Origin of the sequence: Amycolatopsis sp. (genome assembly GCF_036008905.1) — a bacterium.
Lineage (GTDB): Bacteria > Actinomycetota > Actinomycetes > Mycobacteriales > Pseudonocardiaceae > Amycolatopsis.
In genome coordinates, this window is the sequence record NZ_DASYMU010000139.1 from 14,418 (window position 1) to 34,001 (window position 19,584).

Consider the following 19,584-nt stretch of genomic DNA (forward strand, 5'->3'; position numbering starts at 1 on the left):
GTTAAAGCCGTTTACTTCACCGATCGAGACGACATAACTCCTGGTAGGACGAGTCCTTGCACGCGGGAGCCAAATGGCGGTTGACCTTGTGATGTCTTGCGCAAAACCGGAACGTGTTCTAGTTTTAGTGGGCATCGAAGCCGCTGGACAAAGGAGACGCAGGTGGGCGAACCCGTCATCGTCGAGGCCGTGCGCACCCCTATCGGCAAGCGCAATGGCTGGCTGTCCGGCCTGCACGCCGCCGAACTCCTCGGCGCCGCGCAACGAGGGCTGCTCGACCGCGCCGGGCTCGACCCGGAACTGGTCGAGCAGGTCATCGGCGGCAACGTCACGCAGGCGGGCGAACAGGCGGGCAACGTCACGCGGACGGCCTGGCTCCACGCCGGCCTCCCCCAGACGACCGGCGCCACCACCATCGACGCGCAGTGCGGCTCCGCGCAGCAGGCCGCCCACCTGATCGCGGGCCTGATCGCCGTGGGCGCTCTCGACGTCGGCGTGGCCTGCGGGGTCGAGGCGATGAGCCGGGTACCGCTGGGCGCCAACCGCGGTGCCGACGTCGGTTCGCCCCGGCCCGACTCGTGGTCGATCGACATGCCGAACCAGTACGGCGCCGCCGAGCGGATCGCCGCCCGCCGCCAGCTCACCCGCGAAGACGTCGACCGGTTCGGTGCCGCCTCGCAGGCGAAAGCCGCGGTGGCGTGGGCGTTCGGGTACTTCGACCGCGAGGTCGTGCCGGTGAAGGCCGATTCGGAACTGGTCGGCCGTGACCAAGGCCTGCGCGAAACCAGTGTCGAAGGGCTGGCGAAGCTCAAGCCCGTGATGGAAGGCGGCGTCCATACCGCGGGCTCGTCGTCGCAAATCTCCGACGGCGCCTCGGCCGTCCTGCTGATGGACGCCGGCCGCGCGCGCTCCCTCGGCCTGCGTCCCCGCGCCCGCATCGTCGCCCAAGCGCTCGTCGGCGCGGAGCCCTACTACCACCTCGACGGGCCCGTTTCGGCCACCGAGCGGGTTCTCGCGCGCAGCGGCATGACGATCGGCGACCTCGACCTCTACGAAGTCAACGAAGCGTTCGCGTCCGTGGTGCTTTCGTGGCAGCGCGTGCACCAGCCCGACGAGGACAAGGTCAACGTGAACGGCGGCGCGATCGCACTGGGACATCCCGTCGGCAGCACCGGGGCACGGCTGATCACCACCGCCCTCCACGAACTCGAACGCCGTGACGGCAACACCGCGCTCATCACCATGTGCGCCGGTGGCGCCATGGCCACCGCCACCATCATCGAACGCCTCTAACCCCGCGCCCGGGGCTTTCCCCAAGCCACGAGATGTCGACATCTCGTGATCTCTCAGTCCCCAAGAGATCGCCATCTGTCGACAGATGGCGAGAAGGGCTAGAGCTCGGTGCGGATGGCGGGGCCGTTGCCGGGCCGGGCGAATCGGACCAGCGGTTTGCCCGCCTGCCAGGTATCGATGTAGAGCGTGTCGGTGTCGACCCAGGTCAACACGGCCTCCGTCAGGTCGAGGCGGAACACGTGCGCGGGTTCGTCGTTTCCCTGCAGCGCCTTCACTTCCGCGGGGTCGGTGACCTCGTGGGCCACTCCGGAGACCTTCGCGTCGCCGCCGTCCTCGACCTTCGGCGAGGCGTGGATGGCGAACCGGCCGTCGCGCTGGAGATCCCGCGCCTTCACGGCGTTGAGCATCGAGCCGATCAGGAGATCCGGCCCCTTGAAGTCGACCTCGCTGCCACTCACCCTGGGCGAACCGTCGCGGCGCAAGGTAGCCAGTACATGCTCCTTCTCCGCGAGAAACTTCGCGCGCACCTTCGCGGCGAGATCAGGCGCTTCGATTTCGAACTGCTGCCAAGACGTCATCCCCGCAGTGTCGCACCGCCCACCGACACTTTCCCTCAAACGCTTGGTCAGGCGCCGTAAACCGGCTCGGGATCCGGCCCCTCGTCGATCAGCCGCGCGACGATCGGCCCGAGCTCCGAAGGCTCCCAGCGCGCACCCTTGTCCTCGACCCGGCCGTGCCGCCAGCCCAGCGTCAGCGAAACCCGCCCGCCGCCGACCTCGAACATCCGCCCGGTCACCCCCGCGGCCTCCGCACTGGCCAGCCAGACGACCAGCGGGGACACGTTTTCCGGGGCCATCGCGTCGAAACCCTCTTCGGGCGCCGCCATGTCCGCCGCGAAAGCCACCTCGGTCATCCGGGTACGAGCCGCCGGCGCGATCGCGTTCACCGTCACGCCGTAGCGCGCGAACTCCGCCGCGGCGACCAGCGTCAGACCCGCGATCCCGGCCTTGGCCGCCGAGTAGTTCCCCTGCCCCACACTGCCGAACAGCCCCGCGCCCGAACTCGTGTTGATCACCCGCGCGTCGGGTTTCCGCCCGGCTTTCGACTCGGCTCGCCAGTACGCCGCCGCGTGCCGCATCGGCGCGAAATGCCCCTTCAGGTGCACCCGGACGACCGCGTCCCACTCGTCTTCGCTGAGGTTGACGAGCATCCTGTCGCGGAGAAAGCCCGCGTTGTTGACTAGTACGTCGAGCCGCCCGAACGACTCCAGCGCGGTCTCGATCAACCGTCCGGCGGCGTCCCAGTCGGCGATGTCCTCGTTGCTCGCGACAGCTTTCCCGCCCGCCGCCTCGATTTCCGCGACGACGTCCCGCGCCGGCCCGAGGTCGTTGACCACCACCGCCGCGCCCTCGCGCGCGAACGCCAGCGCGTGCGCGCGGCCGATTCCGCGACCGGCGCCGGTGACGACGGCGACGCGGCCGTCCAAGATTCCCGTCACGATTCCTCCCGGAGAAAAGCGGGGACTTCGCCGCCACCGTGCACGGCCAGGGTCGCGCCGCTGACGTAAGAAGCCAGTGGTGAAGCCAAGAACACCGCGCAGTTGCCGACTTCGTCCGGCTCTGCCAACCGTCCTAACGGGACGGTCTTCGCCACCACATCGGCGTGGTAGTGCAGGTGGGAAAGCTCAGTACGGACCAGGCCGACGTCGAGCGCGTTGACCCGGACCCTCGGCGCCCACTCGACGGCCAAACTCGCCGTCAGATTGTCGAGACCGGCCTTGGCGGCGCCATAAGCCGCGGTGCCCGGAGATGGCCGGGTCCCGCTCACGCTGCTCACGTTGACGATGGCCCCACCCGAATCCTGCTGCTGCATAACGGCGTTCGCCCGCTGCGCCACGAGCAGCGGAGCGAGCAGGTTCAGCTCGACGATCTTCGAATGGAACCGCGGCGACGCCGTCGCCGCTTGCGCCGGTGGCGCGCCACCCGCGTTGTTGACCACGACGTCGAGCCGTCCGTACCGCTCGACGATCGACGCGATCAGCGCGTCGATCTGCTCGGGCTCGCGGACGTCACACCCGAAGAAGTCCGCCGTGTCTTCGGGCGGCGTGCGCCCACACGTCACGACCTGGGCGCCCGCACGCCGGAAAGCACGCGAAATTCCCGCGCCCACGCCACGCGTGCCGCCGGTGACGAGCACGACGGCGTCGTCAAGGCCAAGGTTCACCGCTGTACCCGGATCGCGCACCCTGCTAACGTACCAAGCAAGTGCTAGGTTTGTAACCCGAAAGGGCGCCGATGCCCATCACCACGCACCAACCAGAGCCCGGGATCACCGTCGTCACGGTCGACGCTCCCCCGGTCAACGCCCTGTCCGTTCAAGGCTGGTTCGATCTCGCGGCCGCCGTCACCTCGGCCGGAGCCGATCCGGAGACCCACGTCGTCGTGCTCCGCGCGGAGGGCCGCGGGTTCAACGCCGGCGTCGACATCAAGGAGATCCAGCGCGACAAGGGCTACTCCGCGCTCATCGGCGCGAACCAGGGTTGCGCCGCCGCGTTCTCCGCCGTCTACGACTGCGCGGTGCCGGTCATCGCGTCGGTACAAGGGTTTTGCCTCGGCGGCGGTGTCGGGCTCGTCGGCAACGCGGACATCGTCGTCGCCAGTGAGGACGCGACCTTCGGGCTGCCCGAAGTCGATCGCGGCGCGCTCGGCGCGGCGACACACCTGTCCCGGCTGGTCCCCCAGCACCTCATGCGCGCGCTGTACTACACGGCCGGCACGATCGACGCGAAACAGTTGCACCACCACGGTTCCGTGTTCGCCGTCGTCCCGCGCGAGGACCTCGACGAGACCGCGCTCGGTGTCGCCCGGCAGATCGCCGCGAAGGACACCCGGGTCATCCGCGCCGCGAAACAGGCGCTGAACGGCATCGACGTCCAGCCGGTGCACCGCAGCTACCGGTACGAGCAGGGCTTCACCTTCGAACTCAACCTCGCCGGCGTCTCTGACGCGGCAAGGCAAGACTTCCTCGACAGCAAGGGAGCCTGATGGACAGGCGCATGACACCGGACGAGGTCGTCGCCGAACTCGCCGACGGGATGACGATCGGCATCGGCGGCTGGGGCTCACGCCGCAAACCCATGGCCCTGGTCCGCGCGCTCCTCCGATCGCCTCTCAAAGACCTGACGATCGTTTCCTACGGCGGCCCGGACGTCGGCCTGCTGGCGTCCGCGGGCAAGATCCGCCGGCTGGTTTTCGGATTCGTCACGCTCGACTCGATCCCGTTCGACCCGTGGTTCAACCGGGTGCGCGAAGCGGGCGAGATCGAGGTGACCGAGTACGACGAAGGCATTCTCGGCACCGGGCTTTCCGCCGCCGCGCAACGGCTTCCGTTCCTGCCGACCCGCGCCGGGCTCGGCTCGGACGTCACGGTGTTCAACCCCGGACTGCGCACCGTCCGTTCCCCCTACGAAGACGGCGAAGAACTGCTCGCCGTTCCCGCGCTGAACCTCGACGCCGCGCTGATCCACCTCAACCGGGCCGACGCCCGTGGCAACGCGCAGTACCTCGGCCCGGACCCGTACTTCGACGACCTCTACGCGCTCGCGGCCACGAAAAGCTATGTGTCGGTGGAAAAAGTCGTCGACACCTCGGAGCTGCTCGCGGAAGGCCCGGTCCAAAGCCTGCTGCTCAACCGCGCGAGCGTCGACGGCGTGATCGAAACCCCGCGCGGCGCCCATTTCACCACCGCCGCCCCGGACTACGGCCGCGACGAACGGTTCCAACGGCACTACGCCGAATCCGCGAAGGACCTCGATGCCTGGCCGGGCTTCGTCGACAGGTTCCTTTCCGGCGGCGAAGCCCGCTACCAAGCCGAGGTCCTCAAGTTCACGGAGGCCGCATGAGTACCCGCGCGGAAGTCGCGGCCGTCGCCTGTGCGGAGTTGTTCCGTGGTGACGGTGAGATCGTCATCAGCCCGATGGGTTTCCTGCCGTCACTGGGCGCCCGGCTGGCACGCCTGACCTTCGAACCCGACCTCCTGATGTCCGACGGCGAGGCGTTCCTGCTCGCCGGTGACGCCGGCGAGAAACCGGTCGTCGAAGGCTGGCAGCCGTTCCGCAAAGTCCTCGATACCGTGGTACCGCACGGAAAACGGCATGTCGTCATGGGCGCCAACCAGGTCGATCGGCACGGCAACCAGAACATCTCCGCGATCGGCGATCACCGACGGCCGAAGAAGCAGCTGCTCGGGGTGCGCGGCGGGCCCGGCAACACGGTCAACCACCGCACCAGCTACTGGGTGCCGCGGCACAGCAAACGCGTGTTCGTGGACGAGGTCGACGTCGTCTCCGGTGTCGGTTTCGCGCGTGCTCGTGAAGCGGGACAACGGTTCCACGACGTCTACCGCGTGGTGACCAACCTGGGCGTACTCGACTTCGGCGGCACCGACCACGCCCCGCGCCTGCTGTCGGTGCATCCGGGCGTCACGGTGAAGGAAGTCGTGGCGGCCACTACGTTCGAGCTGGACACCAGCGTCACCACCGAATCCCGCCTGCCGACCGACGAGGAGCTTCGCCTGCTGCGCGAGGTGATCGATCCGAAGTCCCTGCGGGACAAGGAAGTCCCGTCGTGAAGACAGCGCTGACCGAGCTCGTCGGCATCCGGCATCCGATCGTGCAGACCGGGATGGGCTGGGTCGCCGGTCCACGTCTGGTCTCCGCGACGGCCGAAGCCGGCGGGCTGGGCATTCTCGCGTCCGCGACGATGAGCTATGACGAGCTCGAAGCGGCCGTCAAGGAGACCAAGAACCGCACCTCGCGGCCCTTCGGCGTCAATCTGCGGGCCGACGCCGAGGACGCGCCGAAACGGGTCGAGCTGCTGATCCGGGAGAACGTACGGGTCGCGTCCTTCGCGCTGGCGCCGCGCCAGGAGATGATCGCGCGGCTCAAGGACAACGGCGTCGTCGTCATCCCGTCCATCGGCGCCGCCCGGCACGCCGTCAAAGTGGCCGGCTGGGGCGCCGACGCGGTCATCGTCCAGGGTGGCGAGGGCGGCGGCCACACCGGCGGGGTCGCGACGACGTTGCTGCTGCCGTCGGTGCTCGACGCCGTCGACATCCCGGTGGTCGCGGCCGGCGGGTTCTTCGACGGCCGGGGGCTCGCCGCCGCGCTCGCGTACGGCGCCGCGGGGGTCGCGATGGGCACCCGCTTCCTCCTGACCAGGGAGAGCACGGTACCGGACGCCGTCAAGCGCGCATACCTCGAACGTGGACTCACCGACACGGTTGTCACTCGAAAGGTTGACGGTATGCCGCACCGGGTGCTCCGCACGGACCTGGTCGACGCGCTCGAACGGTCCGGTCCCGCGATGGGGCTTGCCCGCGCCGCGCGCAACGCCGTCCGGTTCCGGCGGCTCACCGGCGGCTCGTGGCGCGCGCTGGTGCGTGAAGGCGTCGCGATGAAGCGGGGCAACGATCGCACCTGGTCACAGGTCCTGATGGCGGCCAACACGCCGATGTTGCTGCGTGCGGGCCTGGTCGAGGGCGACACCGGCGCGGGGGTGCTCGCGTCCGGGCAGGTGGTCGGGCTGCTCGCCGACCTGCCGTCGGTGGCCGAACTCGTCGAGCGGATCGTCACCGACGCCGAGGCCGCCATCGGACGACTGGGCAGCCTCTGAGTGCGGAAAGCCTTGTGCTTGACTGCTTTCATGATCTCGGAGAGTCCCCGCGTCTCGGAAACTCACTGCCCGGTCGAAGACGGTGAGCTGTACGTCCGCGCGACCGGGGACGGGCCGCCGCTGCTGCTGATCTCGGGCGGTATCGGCGCGGCCGACGACTACCGGGCGCTGGTCAAGCTGTTCAGTGACGAGTACACCGTGGTGACCTACGACCGGCGCGGGCACTTCAAGAGCACCGACCGCGCCGAGGGCCGGATCTCCGTGGCCCGGCACGCCGAGGACGCCAACGCCGTGCTCGACCACGTCGACGCCGGGCAGGCGACCGTGTTCGGCACCAGCGCGGGCGCGCTGATCGGCCTGGAACTCGTGGTCCGGCACCCGGACGCCGTGCTCGACCTCGTCGCCCACGAACCGCCCGCCGTCCGGCTCCTCCCGGACGCCGACCGCTGGCTCGACGCGGCCGCCGAGCAGGTCAAGCTGGCCGAGAACGGCGACCTGATGGGCGCGTTCACCCGGTTCACCGGCGCGATCGCCGGAGCCGGACTGCCCGGCCTGCGCACGGTCCGGCTGTCGAACAAGAACGAGTGGGCGACCCTGTTCGAACGCGAGCTCATGGCGTTCTTCGAGTACCTGCCCGACCTGGCCGTGCTGCGGAAGTCGCCCGTCGACATCACACCGATAGCGGGCGCCGGCAGCCGCGGGCACTACCATTACCAGCCCGCGAAGGTGCTCGCGCTGGAACTCGGCCTGCCGTTCTCCGAGGTCCCCGGCACGCACCTGGCGCCACAACGCAACCCGGCCCAGCTCGCCGAAGCCCTCCGCTCCCTGTTCGCCGCCTCCTGATGGCCACGCGCACCAGCACCTATAGCGCTGTCTCAACGGCGTTGGCGCTGCTCAGTGATCGACAGCTCGGCGAACTCGTCGACAATGCCAAACCGCTCGGTTCCGGCATCGGTGGCACGTCGGTGCTGCTCGACATCGAGGGCACGCCCGTCTTCGTGAAACGCGTCCCGCTCACGGACGCCGAGAAGCTCGACGCCCACTCCACCGCGAACCTCTTCGGCCTGCCCACCTTCTGCCAGTACGGCATCGGCGGCCCGGGCTTCGGCGTCTGGCGCGAGCTCGCCGTGCACACCATGACGACCGGCTGGGTGCTCGACGGGCAAAACGAGAGCTTCCCGCTGATGTACCACCACAGAATCCTTCCTCAGTCCGCACAGCCGCTGCCGGCGGAACTGCGGGACATCGACAAAGCCGTCGAGTACTGGGAAGGGTCATCGGCGGTCCGCGCACGGATCGAGGCTCTCGAACAGGCGAAGTCGAGCGTGGTGTTGTTCCTCGAGTACGTACCCCAAACACTGCACGACTGGCTGACCGCCGAACTGGCCAAGGGCAGCGAATCGGCCTGCGCTTTCGTGGAACGAGCCCTCGAAGACGGCGTCGCCTTCATGAACTCCCATGGCCTGCTGCATTTCGACGCCCACTTCCAGAATATCCTGACCGACGGCGAGCGCCTCTACTTCGCGGACTTCGGCCTCGCGATGTCCGACCGATTCGACTATTCACCCGCCGAATCCGCCTTCTACCAAGAACATCTCAGCTACGACCGCTGCTACACAGCCACTCAACTGGTCCTCTGGCTCGTCACCGCGCTGTACGGCTACGACAAGCCAGAGCGTGACGCGTTCGTCCGCGAATGCGCCGAGGGCAAGGAACTCACCGGAATCCCGAAGTCGGCCGCCGCGATCATCACCCGCAACGCGCCGCTAGCCGTGGTCATGAACGAGTTCTTCGGCGAGCTGCAACGGGAAAGCCGACTCACGCCCTATCCCACCGAGGAGATCACAGCCGTTCGATGATGGTCACGTCCGCGGTCCCGCCCCCCTGAAACACCCGCCATCTGTCGACAGATGGCGATCTCTTGGTTCCTGAAGGATCGCCATCTGTCGACAGGTGGCGGATCTACAGCCGTTCGATGATGGTCACGTTCGCGGTGCCGCCGCCTTCGCACATCGTCTGCAACCCGTAGCGCCCACCGCGCCGCTCCAACTCGTGCAGCAAAGTCGCGAAAAGCTTCGTGCCGGTCGCGCCGATGGGATGCCCGAGCGCGATACCGCCGCCGTTGACGTTCACGCGCTCGGGGTCGGCGCCGGTTTCCTCGAGCCACGCAAGCACAACGGACGCGAAGGCCTCGTTGACCTCGAACAGGTCGATGTCGTCGATGGACAACCCGGTCTTGCGCAACGCGTGCGCCGTCGCGGGGATCGGGCCGGTCAGCATCCACACGGGATCGGCCGCCCGCACCGAAAGATGGTGGATGCGCGCGCGGGGAGTGAGTCCGTGCTCGGCGACGAAAGCCTCCGACGCCACCAGGGTCGCGCTCGCGCCGTCGGAGATCCGGCTCGCCACCGCGGCGGTCAGCCGCGAACCTTCGCTCAGCGGTTTCAGCCCGGCCATCCGTTCGAGCGTCGTGTCCCGGCGTGGCCCCTCGTCGTATCGGAAGTCCTCAAAGGACACTGTTTCCGCGTCGAACCGGCCTTCGTCGATCGCGGCGATCGCCCGCCGGTGGCTCCGGAAGGCGAACTCCTCCATCGCTTCCCGGGTGATGTCCCAGTGCTCGGCGATCATGTCCGCGCTCCGGAACTGCGACACCTCGGCGCTGCCGTATCTTTCCTGCCAGCCCTTGGAACCACTGAACGGATCGTCGAAGCCGTACTCACGCCCGGCGAGCATCGCCGCGCTGATCGGGATGGCGCTCATGTTCTGCACCCCGCCCGCCAGCACCAGATCCATCGTCCCGGACAGCACCGCCTGCGCGGCGAAATGAACGGCCTGCTGGCTCGACCCGCATTGCCGGTCGATCGTCACCCCGGGCACGTGGTGCGGCAGCCCGGCGGCGAGCCACGCGGTGCGCGCGAGGTTGCCCGACTGCGAACCCAAAGTGTCGGTACAGCCGAGGATGACGTCGTCGACCAAAGCCGGATCGACGCCGCTACGCTCGACGAGCGCCTTGATCACGTGTGCGCCGAGATCCGCGGAATGCACCGCGCTCAACGCCCCGCCGCGCCTGCCGACCGGAGTCCGCAGTGCGTCGATGATGTAGGCCTCAGGCATAGCTCACCTCTTCGCGATACCGTCCAGCAGGATTCCGAGGTACTGCTTGGCGACGTCGCTCGCCGAGAGCGTGCCCTCCGGGTTGTACCAGCGCACGGCGACCCATACCGTGTCGCGGATGAAGCGGTAGACCAGTTCGACGTCGAGGTCCGCGCGGAAGACGCCGTCGCGCACGCCGTCGGTGAGGATGGTGTTCCACAGCTTGCGGAACTCGGCGTTGCGCTGGTTGAGGTAGTCGAACCGCGGCAGTTGCATCAGGTGCTTGGCTTCGTTCTGGTAGATCGCGACCTCGGCCGGGCGGCGGTGGATGGAGTCGAACGACGCCGCCACCACGGCTTCCAGCGTCTCGCGCGGGCCGTGATCGGCCGCCACGATCTCTTCGTATGTCCCGAAAAGCTCGTCGAGGAAGCCGGTGATGATCTCGTCGGCCATCGACTCCTTGGAGTCGAAGTGGTGGTAGAGACTGCCGGACAGGATGCCGGCGGCGTCGGCGATGTCCCGCACGGTCGTCGAAACATAGCCGCGCTCGGCGAACAGGTTCGCGGACAGCGTCAGAAGTTCGGCACGCCTGGACGTCTTCACTGGTACCTCACGCATGCTGGGAACTCACGGACACGACTTCGCCGGTCAAGTACGACGAGTACTCGCTGGCGAGGAACACCATCACATTCGCCACCTCCCACGGTTCGGCCGCCCTCCCCGAGACCTCGCGCGCGGTCAGTTCGGCGAGCAACTCCTCGGTGGTCACCTTGGCCAGGAACGGGTGCATCGCGAGGCTCGGCGCGACGGCGTTGATCCGGATCCCGTACTCGGCGACGTCGACCGCGGCGGACCTCGTCAGCGCCATGACCCCGGCCTTCGCGGCGGCGTAATGCGCTTGCTCGGCCTGCGCCCGCCAGCCGATCACCGAGGCGTTGTTGACGATCACTCCGCCGCCGCCCTGCGCGATGAACCGGCGGATGGCGGCCCTGGTGGCCCGGAAAGTCCCGTTCAGCGTGACGTCGAGGACCCGGGTCCATTCCTCGTCGGTCATGTCCACAATGGACTTGGAGCCGCCGAGACCGGCGTTGTTGATCAGCACGTCGATGCGCCCGTACCGCTCGGCGGCACCGTCGATGAGGGCCTGCACCTGGTCTTCCTTGGTGACATCGCAGACGATGGCGTGGACGTCACCCAACTCGGCCGCCTTGGCCGTCAGCCGCCGCTCGTGCCAGTCGCTGATGACGACCTGGGCGCCTTCCTCCTGACAGCGTCTGGCCACCGCGGAACCGATGCCGGTCCCGGCTGCGGCCGTCACCACGACCACCTTGTCCCGCAACAGGTTCGCGCCCTCGGGATACTTCGGGACCGGGATCACGGCCGTACCTCCCTGGGGAGTCCGAGCACGCGCTCGGCGATGATGTTCCGCTGGATTTCGTCGGACCCGCCGTAGATGGTGTCCGCCCGGCTGAAGAGATACAGCCGCTGCCACTCGTCGAAACCGTCCTCGGCGACCATCGACGCCGCGCCGCGCACCTGCATCGCCAGTTCCCCGAGACCTCGATGCCACTTGGCCCACACCAGTTTCGACACCTCGGCGACGCCGGGCGCTGAGTCGCCGAGCGTCCGCCGAGCGTGCGAGCGCATGACCTCGAGCCCCATCCATGCCCTGGCCAGCCGCTCCGCGATGACCGGATCGCGTGCGGAACCGTTGGCCTCGGCCAGATCGGTCAGCGCCTGCAGCTCCCGCCGGAACCCGACCTGCTGGCCGAGCGTGGCGACTCCGCGTTCGAACGCGAGCGTGCCCATGGCGACCCGCCAGCCGTCGCCCGGTTCGCCGACGACGAGGTCACGCGCGGTGCGGGCGCCGTCGAAGAACACCTCGTTGAACTCCGAGGTGCCGGTGAGCTGCCGGATCGGCCGGACGTCGATGCCGGGCTGCCGCATCGGCACCAGCAGGTACGACAACCCCTTGTGCCGCTTCGAGCCGGGCTCGGTGCGGGCCAGGACGAAACACCAGTCCGCGACCTGAGCCAGCGACGTCCACACCTTTTGGCCGTGCAGCACCCACTCGTCGCCTTCCAGGGTCGCGGTGGTGGACACCGCGGCGAGGTCGGAGCCCGCGCCGGGCTCGGAATAGCCCTGGCACCACAGTTCTTCCACCGCCACGATCGCCGGCAGGAACCGGCGTTGCTGTTCGGGCGTGCCGAAGGCGATGAGTGTCGGGCCGAGTAGTTCCTGTCCGAGATGGCTCACGCGGGCGGGCGCACCGGCGCGGGCATACTCCTCGTGGAAGATGACCTGTTCTTCAAGGGTGGCGCCACGACCGCCGTGCTCGGCGGGCCAGCCGACGCAGTTCCAGCCCGCGCCGGCGAGATGGCGTTCCCAGGAGACCCGTTCCTCGAAGGCTTCGTGCTCACGCCCAGGACCGCCGAGCCCGCGCACCGAGGCGAACTCGCCGCTGAGGTTTTCCGTGAGCCAGCCACGTATCTGCGCGCGGAATCCGGGTTCGGGCACGGGCACTCCTCTGGTCAAATCGAGGGCTCGTGCGTAGGCTACCCTACCAAGCACTTGCTAGGGAGACTTGATGACCATCCCAGCGGTACTCGCCAACGCGGGCGAGAAGTTCGGTGCACGAGAGGCGCTTGTCGACGGCTCTGTCCGCATCACGTACGCGGAACTCCACGAGCAAGTCCAGGACTGCGCGCGCTTCTTCGTCAGCGAAGGAATCCGGCCGGGCGACCGCGTCGCCATCTGTTCCCCCAACACCTGGCACTGGGTGGTAGCCGCACTGGGCGCCTTCTACGCGGGCGCGACCCTCGTCCCGATCAGCACCCGGTTCACCGCCCCGGAGATCCGCGACATCCTCGATCGCACGCACGCGGCCGCGCTGGTCGTGACCGGCGAATTCCTGGGCGTCGACAGGCTCGCGCGACTCGGCGAACGGCCCGGCGTCGTGCTGCGGATCCCGGTCGAAGGCCTGAGCGAGCCCGAAGCCGGGGTGACGGAATGGGCTGACCACAAAGGCCGTACCGCCGACGTCGACAACCTCACCAAGCCCGACGACGTCAGCGACATCATGTTCACCTCCGGCACCACCGGCCGCAGCAAAGGCGCGATGAGCAGCCACCGCCAAGCGCTCGGTGTCGCCGAGGCGTGGGCGGACTGCGGTGGCCTCACCGAGCAGGACCGCTATCTCGTCATCAACCCGTTCTTCCACACTTTCGGTTACAAGGCGGGGATTCTCGCCGCGATCCTGCGGGGCGCGACCCTCGTGCCCCAGCTCAAGTTCGACGTCGACGAGACGCTACGGCTGATCGAAACCGAGCGCATCACCGTATTGCCCGGCGCGCCCACGATCCATCAGATGCTGCTCGACGCCCCCGCGCGCGCCGCGCACGATCTGTCCAGCCTCCGGCTCGCGGTCACCGGCGCCGCGACCGTGCCCGTCGCGCTCGTCGAACGGATGCAGGACGAACTCAGCTTCGACACCGTGCTCACGGCATACGGCCTCACCGAAGCCGTGGTGGCGACGATGTGCCGCCCTGACGACGACGCGAAGACGGTCGCGCACACCACCGGCCGGGCGACCGCCGGTTTCGAGGTCCGGCTCGGCGAAGGGAACGAGATCCTGTTGCGAGGCCCCAACGTCATGCTCGGCTACCTCGACGACCCCGAAGCCACCGCCGAGGCGATCGACTCCGGCGGGTGGCTGCACACCGGCGACGTCGGCGCGCTCGACGAGCGCGGGAATCTCCGGATCACCGACCGGATCAAGGATATGTACATCTGCGGCGGGTTCAACGTGTACCCGGCTGAGGTGGAACAGGCACTCGCGCGGCTCGGCGGCGTCGCCGAATCGGCGGTGATCGGCATCCCGGACGCGCGCCTCGGCGAGGTCGGCAAGGCCTACGTCGTTCTCCGCGGCGAACTGTCCGAAGAGGACATCGTGGCGTACTGCAAGGCGAACCTGGCCAACTACAAGGTCCCGCGGCACGTGGAAATCTGTGCGACGCTCCCACGAAACCCGTCCGGCAAGGTTCTCAAACGTGTACTGCGGGAGGAAAGCCCATGACCGAACCAGTCCGGTACGAGCGGCGCGGGCCGGTCGCCCTGGTCACGATGAACCGGCCCGAGTACCGCAACGCGCAGAACTCGGCGATGACGTACGCGCTGGACGCCGCTTTCGTGCGCGCGGTGGAGGACGACGAGGTCAAGGTCATTGTCCTGGCGGGCGAGGGAAAGCACTTCTCCGCCGGGCACGACATCGGGACGCCGGAGCGAGATGTCGACAAGTCGTTCGACCGCAAGGCCGTGCTGTGGTGGGACCATGTGGGCACCGAGGGCGGTGATCAGCGCTTCGCCCGCGAGTCGGAGGTCTACTTGGGAATGTGCCGCCGGTGGCGGGAGATCCCGAAGCCGACCATCGCCAGCGTGCAGGGCGCGTGCATCGCGGGCGCGCTGATGCTCGCCTGGGTGTGCGACCTGATCGTCGCCTCCGAGGACGCGTTCTTCGCCGATCCCGTGGTACGGATGGGAATCCCGGGCGTCGAGTACTTCGCGCATCCCTGGGTCCTCGGCCCGCGCGCGGCCAAGGAGGTCTTGTTCACCGGCGAGCGGTTCAGTGCCCAGCAGGCCAAGGAATGGGGCATGCTCAACCGGATCGTGCCCCGGGAGAACCTGGAAGCCGAGACATTCGCGCTCGCCGAGAAGATCGCCGAGATGCCACGGTTCGGGCTCGCGCTGACGAAGAAAGCCGTCAACCAGGCCGAAGACCTGATGGGCCTGCGGGCCGGGATGGACTCGGTCTTCGGGCTGCACCACTTCGCCCACGCGCACAACGCCGAGGTTTCGGGCGGGGATTCGCTCGGCGGGCAGGACGCGAGGTCGATGCGCGACGCGAACAAGGCCACCTGATGGACCTCGATCTCGACGAGCGATCCCTTTCGTTCAGGGACGAAGTCCGGGCTTGGCTGGCCGGGAACGTCCCGGCCAGGCCATTGGCGTCTTTCGACACCGCAACGGGTTTCGCGCAGCATCGCGAGTGGGAGGCGAAACTCGCCGACGCCGGTTGGTCGGTGGTGTCGTGGCCGGAGGAATTCGGCGGACGGGACGCGAGTCTGCTGGAATGGGTGCTTTTCGAAGAGGAATACTACGCGGCAGGTGCGCCGGGACGGGTCAACCAGAACGGCATCTTCATGCTGGCGCCGACCCTGTTCTCCCACGGCACGACGGAACAGCAGCGGCGGATCCTGCCGAAAATGGCCCGCTCCGAACAGGTCTGGGCGCAGGCGTGGTCGGAACCGGAGGCGGGCAGCGACATCGCCGCTCTGCGCAGCACCGCGACGCGCACCGAAGGCGGCTGGCTCCTTTCCGGGCAGAAGACCTGGAGCTCACGGGCCGCGTTCGCCGACAGCGCGTTCGGCCTGTTCCGCAGTGATCCCGACAGCAAGCGCCACAAAGGACTCACGTACTTCATGCTCGACCTGCGCGCGGACGGCGTCCAAGTACGCCCGATCGCCCAGCTCGACGGAGAACCCGGTTTCGCGGAGATCTTCCTGGACAACGTGTTCGTGCCGGACTCCGGCGTCATCGGGGAGGTGCATCAGGGCTGGCGGGTGGCGATGACCACGGCCAACAACGAGCGTGGCCTGTCCCTGCGCAGTCCCGGCCGCTTCCTGGCCGCCGCCGGCAGACTCGTGGCGGAGTGGTCCCGCGACCGCGATCCGGCGTTCGCGCACCGTGTCGCCGACGCGTGGATCGGCGTCCGGGCCTACCAGCTCTACACCCTGGGCACGGTGACGAGACTCGCCGAGGGCGGTCGGCTCGGCCCGGAATCGAGCGTCAACAAGCTGCACTGGTCACATCTCGACGTCGCCCTGCACGAGACGGCGTTGGACCTGCTGGGCCCGGAATCCGAAGTGGACAGTGCGTGGACCGACGGCTGGCTCTTCTCCCTCGCCGGGCCGATCTACGGCGGCACCGACCAGATCCAGCGCAACACCGTGGCCGAACGGCTGCTCGGACTGCCGCGGGGTGACCGATGAGGTTCGCGCTGTCGGTCGAGCAAACAAGTTTCGCGAGCAGTATCGACGCCCTGCTGTCCGATGTGGACACCGAGTCGGCGGCGCGTTCGTGGGCCGCGGGCGAGCCGGAACCAGGTCTCAAACTCTGGCGGGCGCTCGCGGAAATCGGCGTCACCGCGCTCGGTGTCCCGGAACGTTTCGACGGTATCGCGGCCGCGCCGATCGACCTCGTGGTCGCCTTCGAGAAGCTCGGCTATCACGCGGTTCCAGGCCCTTGGGTCGACACGGCCGCGGTACTGCCCGCGCTTCTCGACGACGAAATACTCGCCGGGGTCGCCGCGGGCGACACACTGGCTTCGATCGTGTTCCCACCGCACGTGCCCTACGCACTCGACGCCGACGTCGCCCGAACTCGGCTCCTCGTCGACGGCGACACCTTGTGTGCCTTCAAACCGGCACGGCAACTGTCCTCAGTGGACCAGACACGCCGCCTGTTCGAAGTAGAGCCCGGAGACCAACTGGGCACCGTGACCGACCCCGCCAAGGCGTTCGACCTCGGCACGCTGGCCACGGCCGCGCAGCTGCTCGGCGCCGGGCAATGGCTGCTGGACACCTCGGTCGCCTACGCGAAGCAACGCAAGCAGTACGGAAAGGAGATCGGGCAATACCAGGCGATCAAACATCTGCTCGCCGACGTCGTGACCAAACTGGAGTTCGCCAGGCCGTTGCTGCACGCGGCGGCCGTCACGATGACAGCGCGGGACGTGTCGGCGGCGAAGGTGGCGACCGGGGACGCGGCGCACCTCGCGGCACGCACCGGCCTCCAGGTGCACGGCGCGATCGGCTACACCGCCGAGCATCCACTGGGCCTGCGGCTGACGAAGGTCCGCGCGCTGGTCGCCGCTTGGGGTACGCCCGCGTTCCACCGAAACCGGATCCTGGCTTCGTTATGACCTTCACCGAGGAACAGGAAGCGCTCCGGGCGACCGTGCGCACACTGCTGCGGCGCGACGCCGATCCGTGGGGCGCGCTGTGCGAGCAGATCGGCGTCGCCGCCCTCGGGATTCCGGAGAAGTACGGCGGTCTCGGCGCCGGGCTGACCGAGATCCAGCTCGTCTCGGAGGAACTCGGCCGTGTACTCGCTGACGTGCCGTTCCTGGGCTCCGCCGTGCTCGCCACGCGAGCGCTGCTCGAATCCGAGGACGACGAGGCCTGCGCCCGCCTGCTGCCGCTGCTGGCCGAGGGAGCCGTCGGCGCCCTTGCCTGGCATGACACCGAATTCCGGGTTTCCGGCGAAACACGGCTGGACGGACGCGCACTGTACGTTTTGGACGGTGACACTGCGTCCGTATTGCTCGTCGTCGCCGACGACGGACTTTTCGAAGTGGACACCGACCAGAACGGCGTTCAACGTCGTCGAGTGCCGACGATGGACGAAACGCGCCGGCTGGCGACCATCGACCTGACCGGCGCCCGGGCCCGCAGGATCGGCGTCGGCGATTTCCGGCCCGCGGTCTCCCGGATTCGCGACACGGCCTGTGCCGTACTGGCCGCGGAACAAGCCGGCGCGGCGGCGCGGGCACTGGAAATCACCGTGGAATACGGCAAACAGCGCCACCAGTTCGGCAGGCCGATCGGCGGGTTCCAAGCGGTGAAACATCGGCTCGCCGAACTCCACGTGCTGGTGGAGACGGCTCGCTCGGCGGCCTACGCGGGCACCGAGTCGCCTCGCCTGGCCGCGGTGGCCAAGGCCTACTGTTCGGAAGCGTTCCACACGGTGGCCGCGGAAATGATCCAACTGCACGGCGGAATCGCGATCACCTGGGAACACGAAGCCCACCGGTACTTCAAACGTGCCCACGGGACCACGCAGCTCTTCGGCCAGCCCCACGAGCATCTTCGGCGCATGACCGCCACGATGTGATTAATACCACTATCGTCCCGTCGCGAATAGCCCGTAAAGCGGTTGTGTGGTTTCGCCGTGACTGCGGGGTGTCCGGCCTGTCCAGTGTGGATGTACAGCGGCGGAAATACAGGATCCGGCTCTCAGCTTTCCAGAATTGACACACTTTTTGCCTGCCGACCCCTTGCGCAAAAAGAGCGATGGGGAAAACGGGGACGCCGACGCCAATTCCAACCGTCCAGCGTGACAGGGGTAAAGGGTTTCCTCGGCGGCTCTGACGACGACCGCGAACCACTGGCCTGGCCAAACGGATCCTGGCGACCGAGGTTCGCTCACCGAATACTTGAAACAACGAGACCGTTGAACGCCTGCAACGACACCACGCGCGCGCGTGGTCCAGACCACCCGGCCCAGTAGAGCCAACGGAGCATGGTGGAGGTAGCCCCCGTAAAGAAACTGTGGTGCCCCGGATTGTGCCCGTTCGAGCGATCTTCCACACTCTACCGTGTGACCACAGACAACCTTGTCCAGCCGGCGCCTCCTACGGCGTCCGGAAGTGACTTCGCCCGGCTATCCCAAGAGATAACCAGCGCCGGACTGATGAAGCGGCGGCCGGGCTACTACGTGGCGAGGATGAGCATCGTCGGCATCCTCTTCCTCGGTGCCTGGGCCGCGTTCTTCCTGATCGGCGATTCGTGGTGGCAGCTCGCCGTCGCTGCCTTCCTCGCCGTCATGTTCGCGCAGATCGCGCTCGTCTCCCACGACCTCGCCCACCGGCAGGTCTTCCGCACCCGCCGGCCCAGCCAGATCGCCGGCTGGATCGCGGGCAACGTCGGCATCGGCATGGGCTACGGGTGGTGGATGGACAAGCACACCCGGCACCACGCCAACCCCAACCACGAAGACCTCGACCCGGATGTCAACCCCGACGTCCTCGTCTGGTCGACCGACCAGGCGGGCAAGGCCCGCGGTGTCGCCAAGTTCATCGGCCGCTGGCAGGGCTTCCTGTTCTTCCCGCTGCTGACACTGGAAGGCTTCAACCTCCACGTGGCCGGTTTCCGGTCCCTGTTCACCTCGACGCTGAAGAACAAGTGGATCGAAGCCTCGACGTTGATCTTCCATGCCGCGGCTTACCTGACCGCGGTGTTCCTCGTGCTCTCGCCGGGTAAGGCCATCGCCTTCATCCTGGTGCACCAGTGCTTGTGGGGCGTCTACATGGGCTCCATCTTCGCGCCCAATCACAAGGGCATGCCGACCCTGACCGGCAACGACCGGCCCGACTTCCTCCGCCGCCAGGTGCTGACCTCACGGAACGTCCGCGGCAACTGGTTCATCGACAACGCGATGGGCGGCCTCAACTACCAGATCGAGCACCACCTCTTCCCGAGCATGCCGTCCACCCACCTCCGCCGCGCCCAGCCGATCGTCGAGGCGTACTGCGCCAAACTGGACGTGTCCTACCTCAGCACCGGTCTCATCGAGTCCTGGGCGCAGGCGTTGAAGCACCTGCACCGCGTCGGCGCGCCCATCCGCGACGCCGCCTGACCGCGCGTCTCCAGACGCGCCCGACACTCCCTCTAGACTCGTTGTCACCTGA

Annotated in this window: 20 protein-coding genes; 13 read left to right on the forward strand and 7 right to left on the reverse strand. The window is 68.0% G+C overall.

Features of this window, described 5'->3' with window-relative positions; genetic code table 11:
• Positions 1 to 162 precede the first annotated feature (162 nt).
• Positions 163 to 1,293 (forward strand): steroid 3-ketoacyl-CoA thiolase, encoded by a 1,131-nt coding sequence (locus VGP60_RS24020; RefSeq protein WP_327550326.1) that lies wholly within the window; start codon positions 163 to 165, stop codon positions 1,291 to 1,293.
• 98 nt (positions 1,294 to 1,391) lie between these two features.
• On the opposite strand, the gene VGP60_RS24025 is transcribed toward VGP60_RS24020, so the two are convergent.
• Genes VGP60_RS24025 through VGP60_RS24035 form a run of 3 tightly spaced genes read right to left on the reverse strand, consistent with a single transcriptional unit; the run spans position 1,392 to position 3,537 of the window.
• Positions 1,392 to 1,871 (reverse strand): pyridoxamine 5'-phosphate oxidase family protein, encoded by a 480-nt coding sequence (locus VGP60_RS24025; RefSeq protein ID WP_327550327.1) that lies wholly within the window; start codon positions 1,869 to 1,871, stop codon positions 1,392 to 1,394.
• 47 nt (positions 1,872 to 1,918) lie between these two features.
• A complete protein-coding gene (locus VGP60_RS24030) occupies positions 1,919 to 2,791 on the reverse strand; it encodes an SDR family oxidoreductase (protein ID WP_327550328.1) in 873 nt (290 codons plus the stop codon).
• Positions 2,788 to 3,537: an SDR family oxidoreductase gene (locus VGP60_RS24035; RefSeq protein WP_327550329.1), complete on the reverse strand. Its 750-nt coding sequence runs from the start codon at positions 3,535 to 3,537 to the stop codon at positions 2,788 to 2,790. Before VGP60_RS24035 ends, VGP60_RS24030 begins: the two co-directional genes overlap by 4 nt.
• A 50-nt stretch (positions 3,538 to 3,587) precedes the next feature.
• On the opposite strand from VGP60_RS24035, the gene VGP60_RS24040 reads away from it, so the two are divergent.
• Genes VGP60_RS24040 through VGP60_RS24065 form a run of 6 tightly spaced genes read left to right on the forward strand, consistent with a single transcriptional unit; the run spans position 3,588 to position 8,824 of the window.
• Positions 3,588 to 4,337 carry an enoyl-CoA hydratase family protein gene (locus VGP60_RS24040; protein ID WP_327550330.1) on the forward strand — a complete coding sequence of 250 codons (750 nt, stop codon included), beginning with the start codon at positions 3,588 to 3,590 and terminating at the stop codon, positions 4,335 to 4,337.
• Positions 4,334 to 5,194: a CoA transferase subunit A gene (locus tag VGP60_RS24045; RefSeq protein WP_327550394.1), complete on the forward strand. Its 861-nt coding sequence runs from the start codon at positions 4,334 to 4,336 to the stop codon at positions 5,192 to 5,194. The genes VGP60_RS24040 and VGP60_RS24045 overlap by 4 nt, the downstream gene beginning before the upstream one ends.
• A complete protein-coding gene (locus VGP60_RS24050) occupies positions 5,191 to 5,922 on the forward strand; it encodes a CoA-transferase (RefSeq protein ID WP_327550331.1) in 732 nt (243 codons plus the stop codon). The genes VGP60_RS24045 and VGP60_RS24050 overlap by 4 nt, the downstream gene beginning before the upstream one ends.
• Positions 5,919 to 6,965, forward strand: coding sequence for an NAD(P)H-dependent flavin oxidoreductase (locus VGP60_RS24055; protein WP_327550332.1), 1,047 nt, complete (start codon positions 5,919 to 5,921; stop codon positions 6,963 to 6,965). Before VGP60_RS24050 ends, VGP60_RS24055 begins: the two co-directional genes overlap by 4 nt.
• Before the next feature lie 30 nt (positions 6,966 to 6,995).
• The gene (locus tag VGP60_RS24060) at positions 6,996 to 7,808 is read left to right on the forward strand and encodes an alpha/beta hydrolase (RefSeq protein WP_327550333.1); all 813 of its coding nucleotides are present in this window, start codon (positions 6,996 to 6,998) and stop codon (positions 7,806 to 7,808) included.
• Entirely contained in the window at positions 7,808 to 8,824 is a 1,017-nt protein-coding gene (locus VGP60_RS24065; RefSeq protein ID WP_327550334.1) for a protein kinase domain-containing protein, read from the forward strand. The genes VGP60_RS24060 and VGP60_RS24065 overlap by 1 nt, the downstream gene beginning before the upstream one ends.
• Before the next feature lie 103 nt (positions 8,825 to 8,927).
• On the opposite strand, the gene VGP60_RS24070 is transcribed toward VGP60_RS24065, so the two are convergent.
• Genes VGP60_RS24070 through VGP60_RS24085 form a run of 4 tightly spaced genes read right to left on the reverse strand, consistent with a single transcriptional unit; the run spans position 8,928 to position 12,575 of the window.
• Complete coding sequence (locus VGP60_RS24070; protein WP_327550335.1) at positions 8,928 to 10,079, reverse strand: acetyl-CoA C-acetyltransferase; 1,152 nt, start codon at positions 10,077 to 10,079, stop codon at positions 8,928 to 8,930.
• A 3-nt stretch (positions 10,080 to 10,082) separates the two neighbouring features.
• Positions 10,083 to 10,676: a TetR/AcrR family transcriptional regulator gene (locus tag VGP60_RS24075; protein ID WP_327550336.1), complete on the reverse strand. Its 594-nt coding sequence runs from the start codon at positions 10,674 to 10,676 to the stop codon at positions 10,083 to 10,085.
• Positions 10,669 to 11,436: an SDR family oxidoreductase gene (locus VGP60_RS24080; protein ID WP_327550337.1), complete on the reverse strand. Its 768-nt coding sequence runs from the start codon at positions 11,434 to 11,436 to the stop codon at positions 10,669 to 10,671. The genes VGP60_RS24075 and VGP60_RS24080 overlap by 8 nt, the downstream gene beginning before the upstream one ends.
• Positions 11,433 to 12,575, reverse strand: coding sequence for an acyl-CoA dehydrogenase family protein (locus VGP60_RS24085; RefSeq protein ID WP_327550338.1), 1,143 nt, complete (start codon positions 12,573 to 12,575; stop codon positions 11,433 to 11,435). Before VGP60_RS24085 ends, VGP60_RS24080 begins: the two co-directional genes overlap by 4 nt.
• A gap of 70 nt (positions 12,576 to 12,645) precedes the next feature.
• Here VGP60_RS24085 and VGP60_RS24090 point away from each other — a divergent pair, with 70 nt between their 5' ends.
• The 6 genes from VGP60_RS24090 to VGP60_RS24115 all read left to right on the forward strand — a co-directional run bounded on the left by VGP60_RS24090 (position 12,646) and on the right by VGP60_RS24115 (position 19,532).
• Positions 12,646 to 14,133 (forward strand): FadD3 family acyl-CoA ligase, encoded by a 1,488-nt coding sequence (locus tag VGP60_RS24090; protein WP_327550339.1) that lies wholly within the window; start codon positions 12,646 to 12,648, stop codon positions 14,131 to 14,133.
• Positions 14,130 to 14,975, forward strand: coding sequence for an enoyl-CoA hydratase (locus VGP60_RS24095; protein WP_327550340.1), 846 nt, complete (start codon positions 14,130 to 14,132; stop codon positions 14,973 to 14,975). The genes VGP60_RS24090 and VGP60_RS24095 overlap by 4 nt, the downstream gene beginning before the upstream one ends.
• Positions 14,975 to 16,105, forward strand: a complete 1,131-nt coding sequence (locus VGP60_RS24100) for an acyl-CoA dehydrogenase family protein (RefSeq protein ID WP_327550341.1) — start codon at positions 14,975 to 14,977, stop codon at positions 16,103 to 16,105. Before VGP60_RS24095 ends, VGP60_RS24100 begins: the two co-directional genes overlap by 1 nt.
• Positions 16,102 to 17,037, forward strand: a complete 936-nt coding sequence (locus VGP60_RS24105) for an acyl-CoA dehydrogenase family protein (protein ID WP_327550342.1) — start codon at positions 16,102 to 16,104, stop codon at positions 17,035 to 17,037. Before VGP60_RS24100 ends, VGP60_RS24105 begins: the two co-directional genes overlap by 4 nt.
• A complete protein-coding gene (locus VGP60_RS24110) occupies positions 17,034 to 18,008 on the forward strand; it encodes an acyl-CoA dehydrogenase family protein (protein ID WP_327550343.1) in 975 nt (324 codons plus the stop codon). The genes VGP60_RS24105 and VGP60_RS24110 overlap by 4 nt, the downstream gene beginning before the upstream one ends.
• A 579-nt stretch (positions 18,009 to 18,587) precedes the next feature.
• Positions 18,588 to 19,532, forward strand: coding sequence for an acyl-CoA desaturase (locus VGP60_RS24115; RefSeq protein WP_327550344.1), 945 nt, complete (start codon positions 18,588 to 18,590; stop codon positions 19,530 to 19,532).
• Positions 19,533 to 19,584 lie beyond the last annotated feature (52 nt).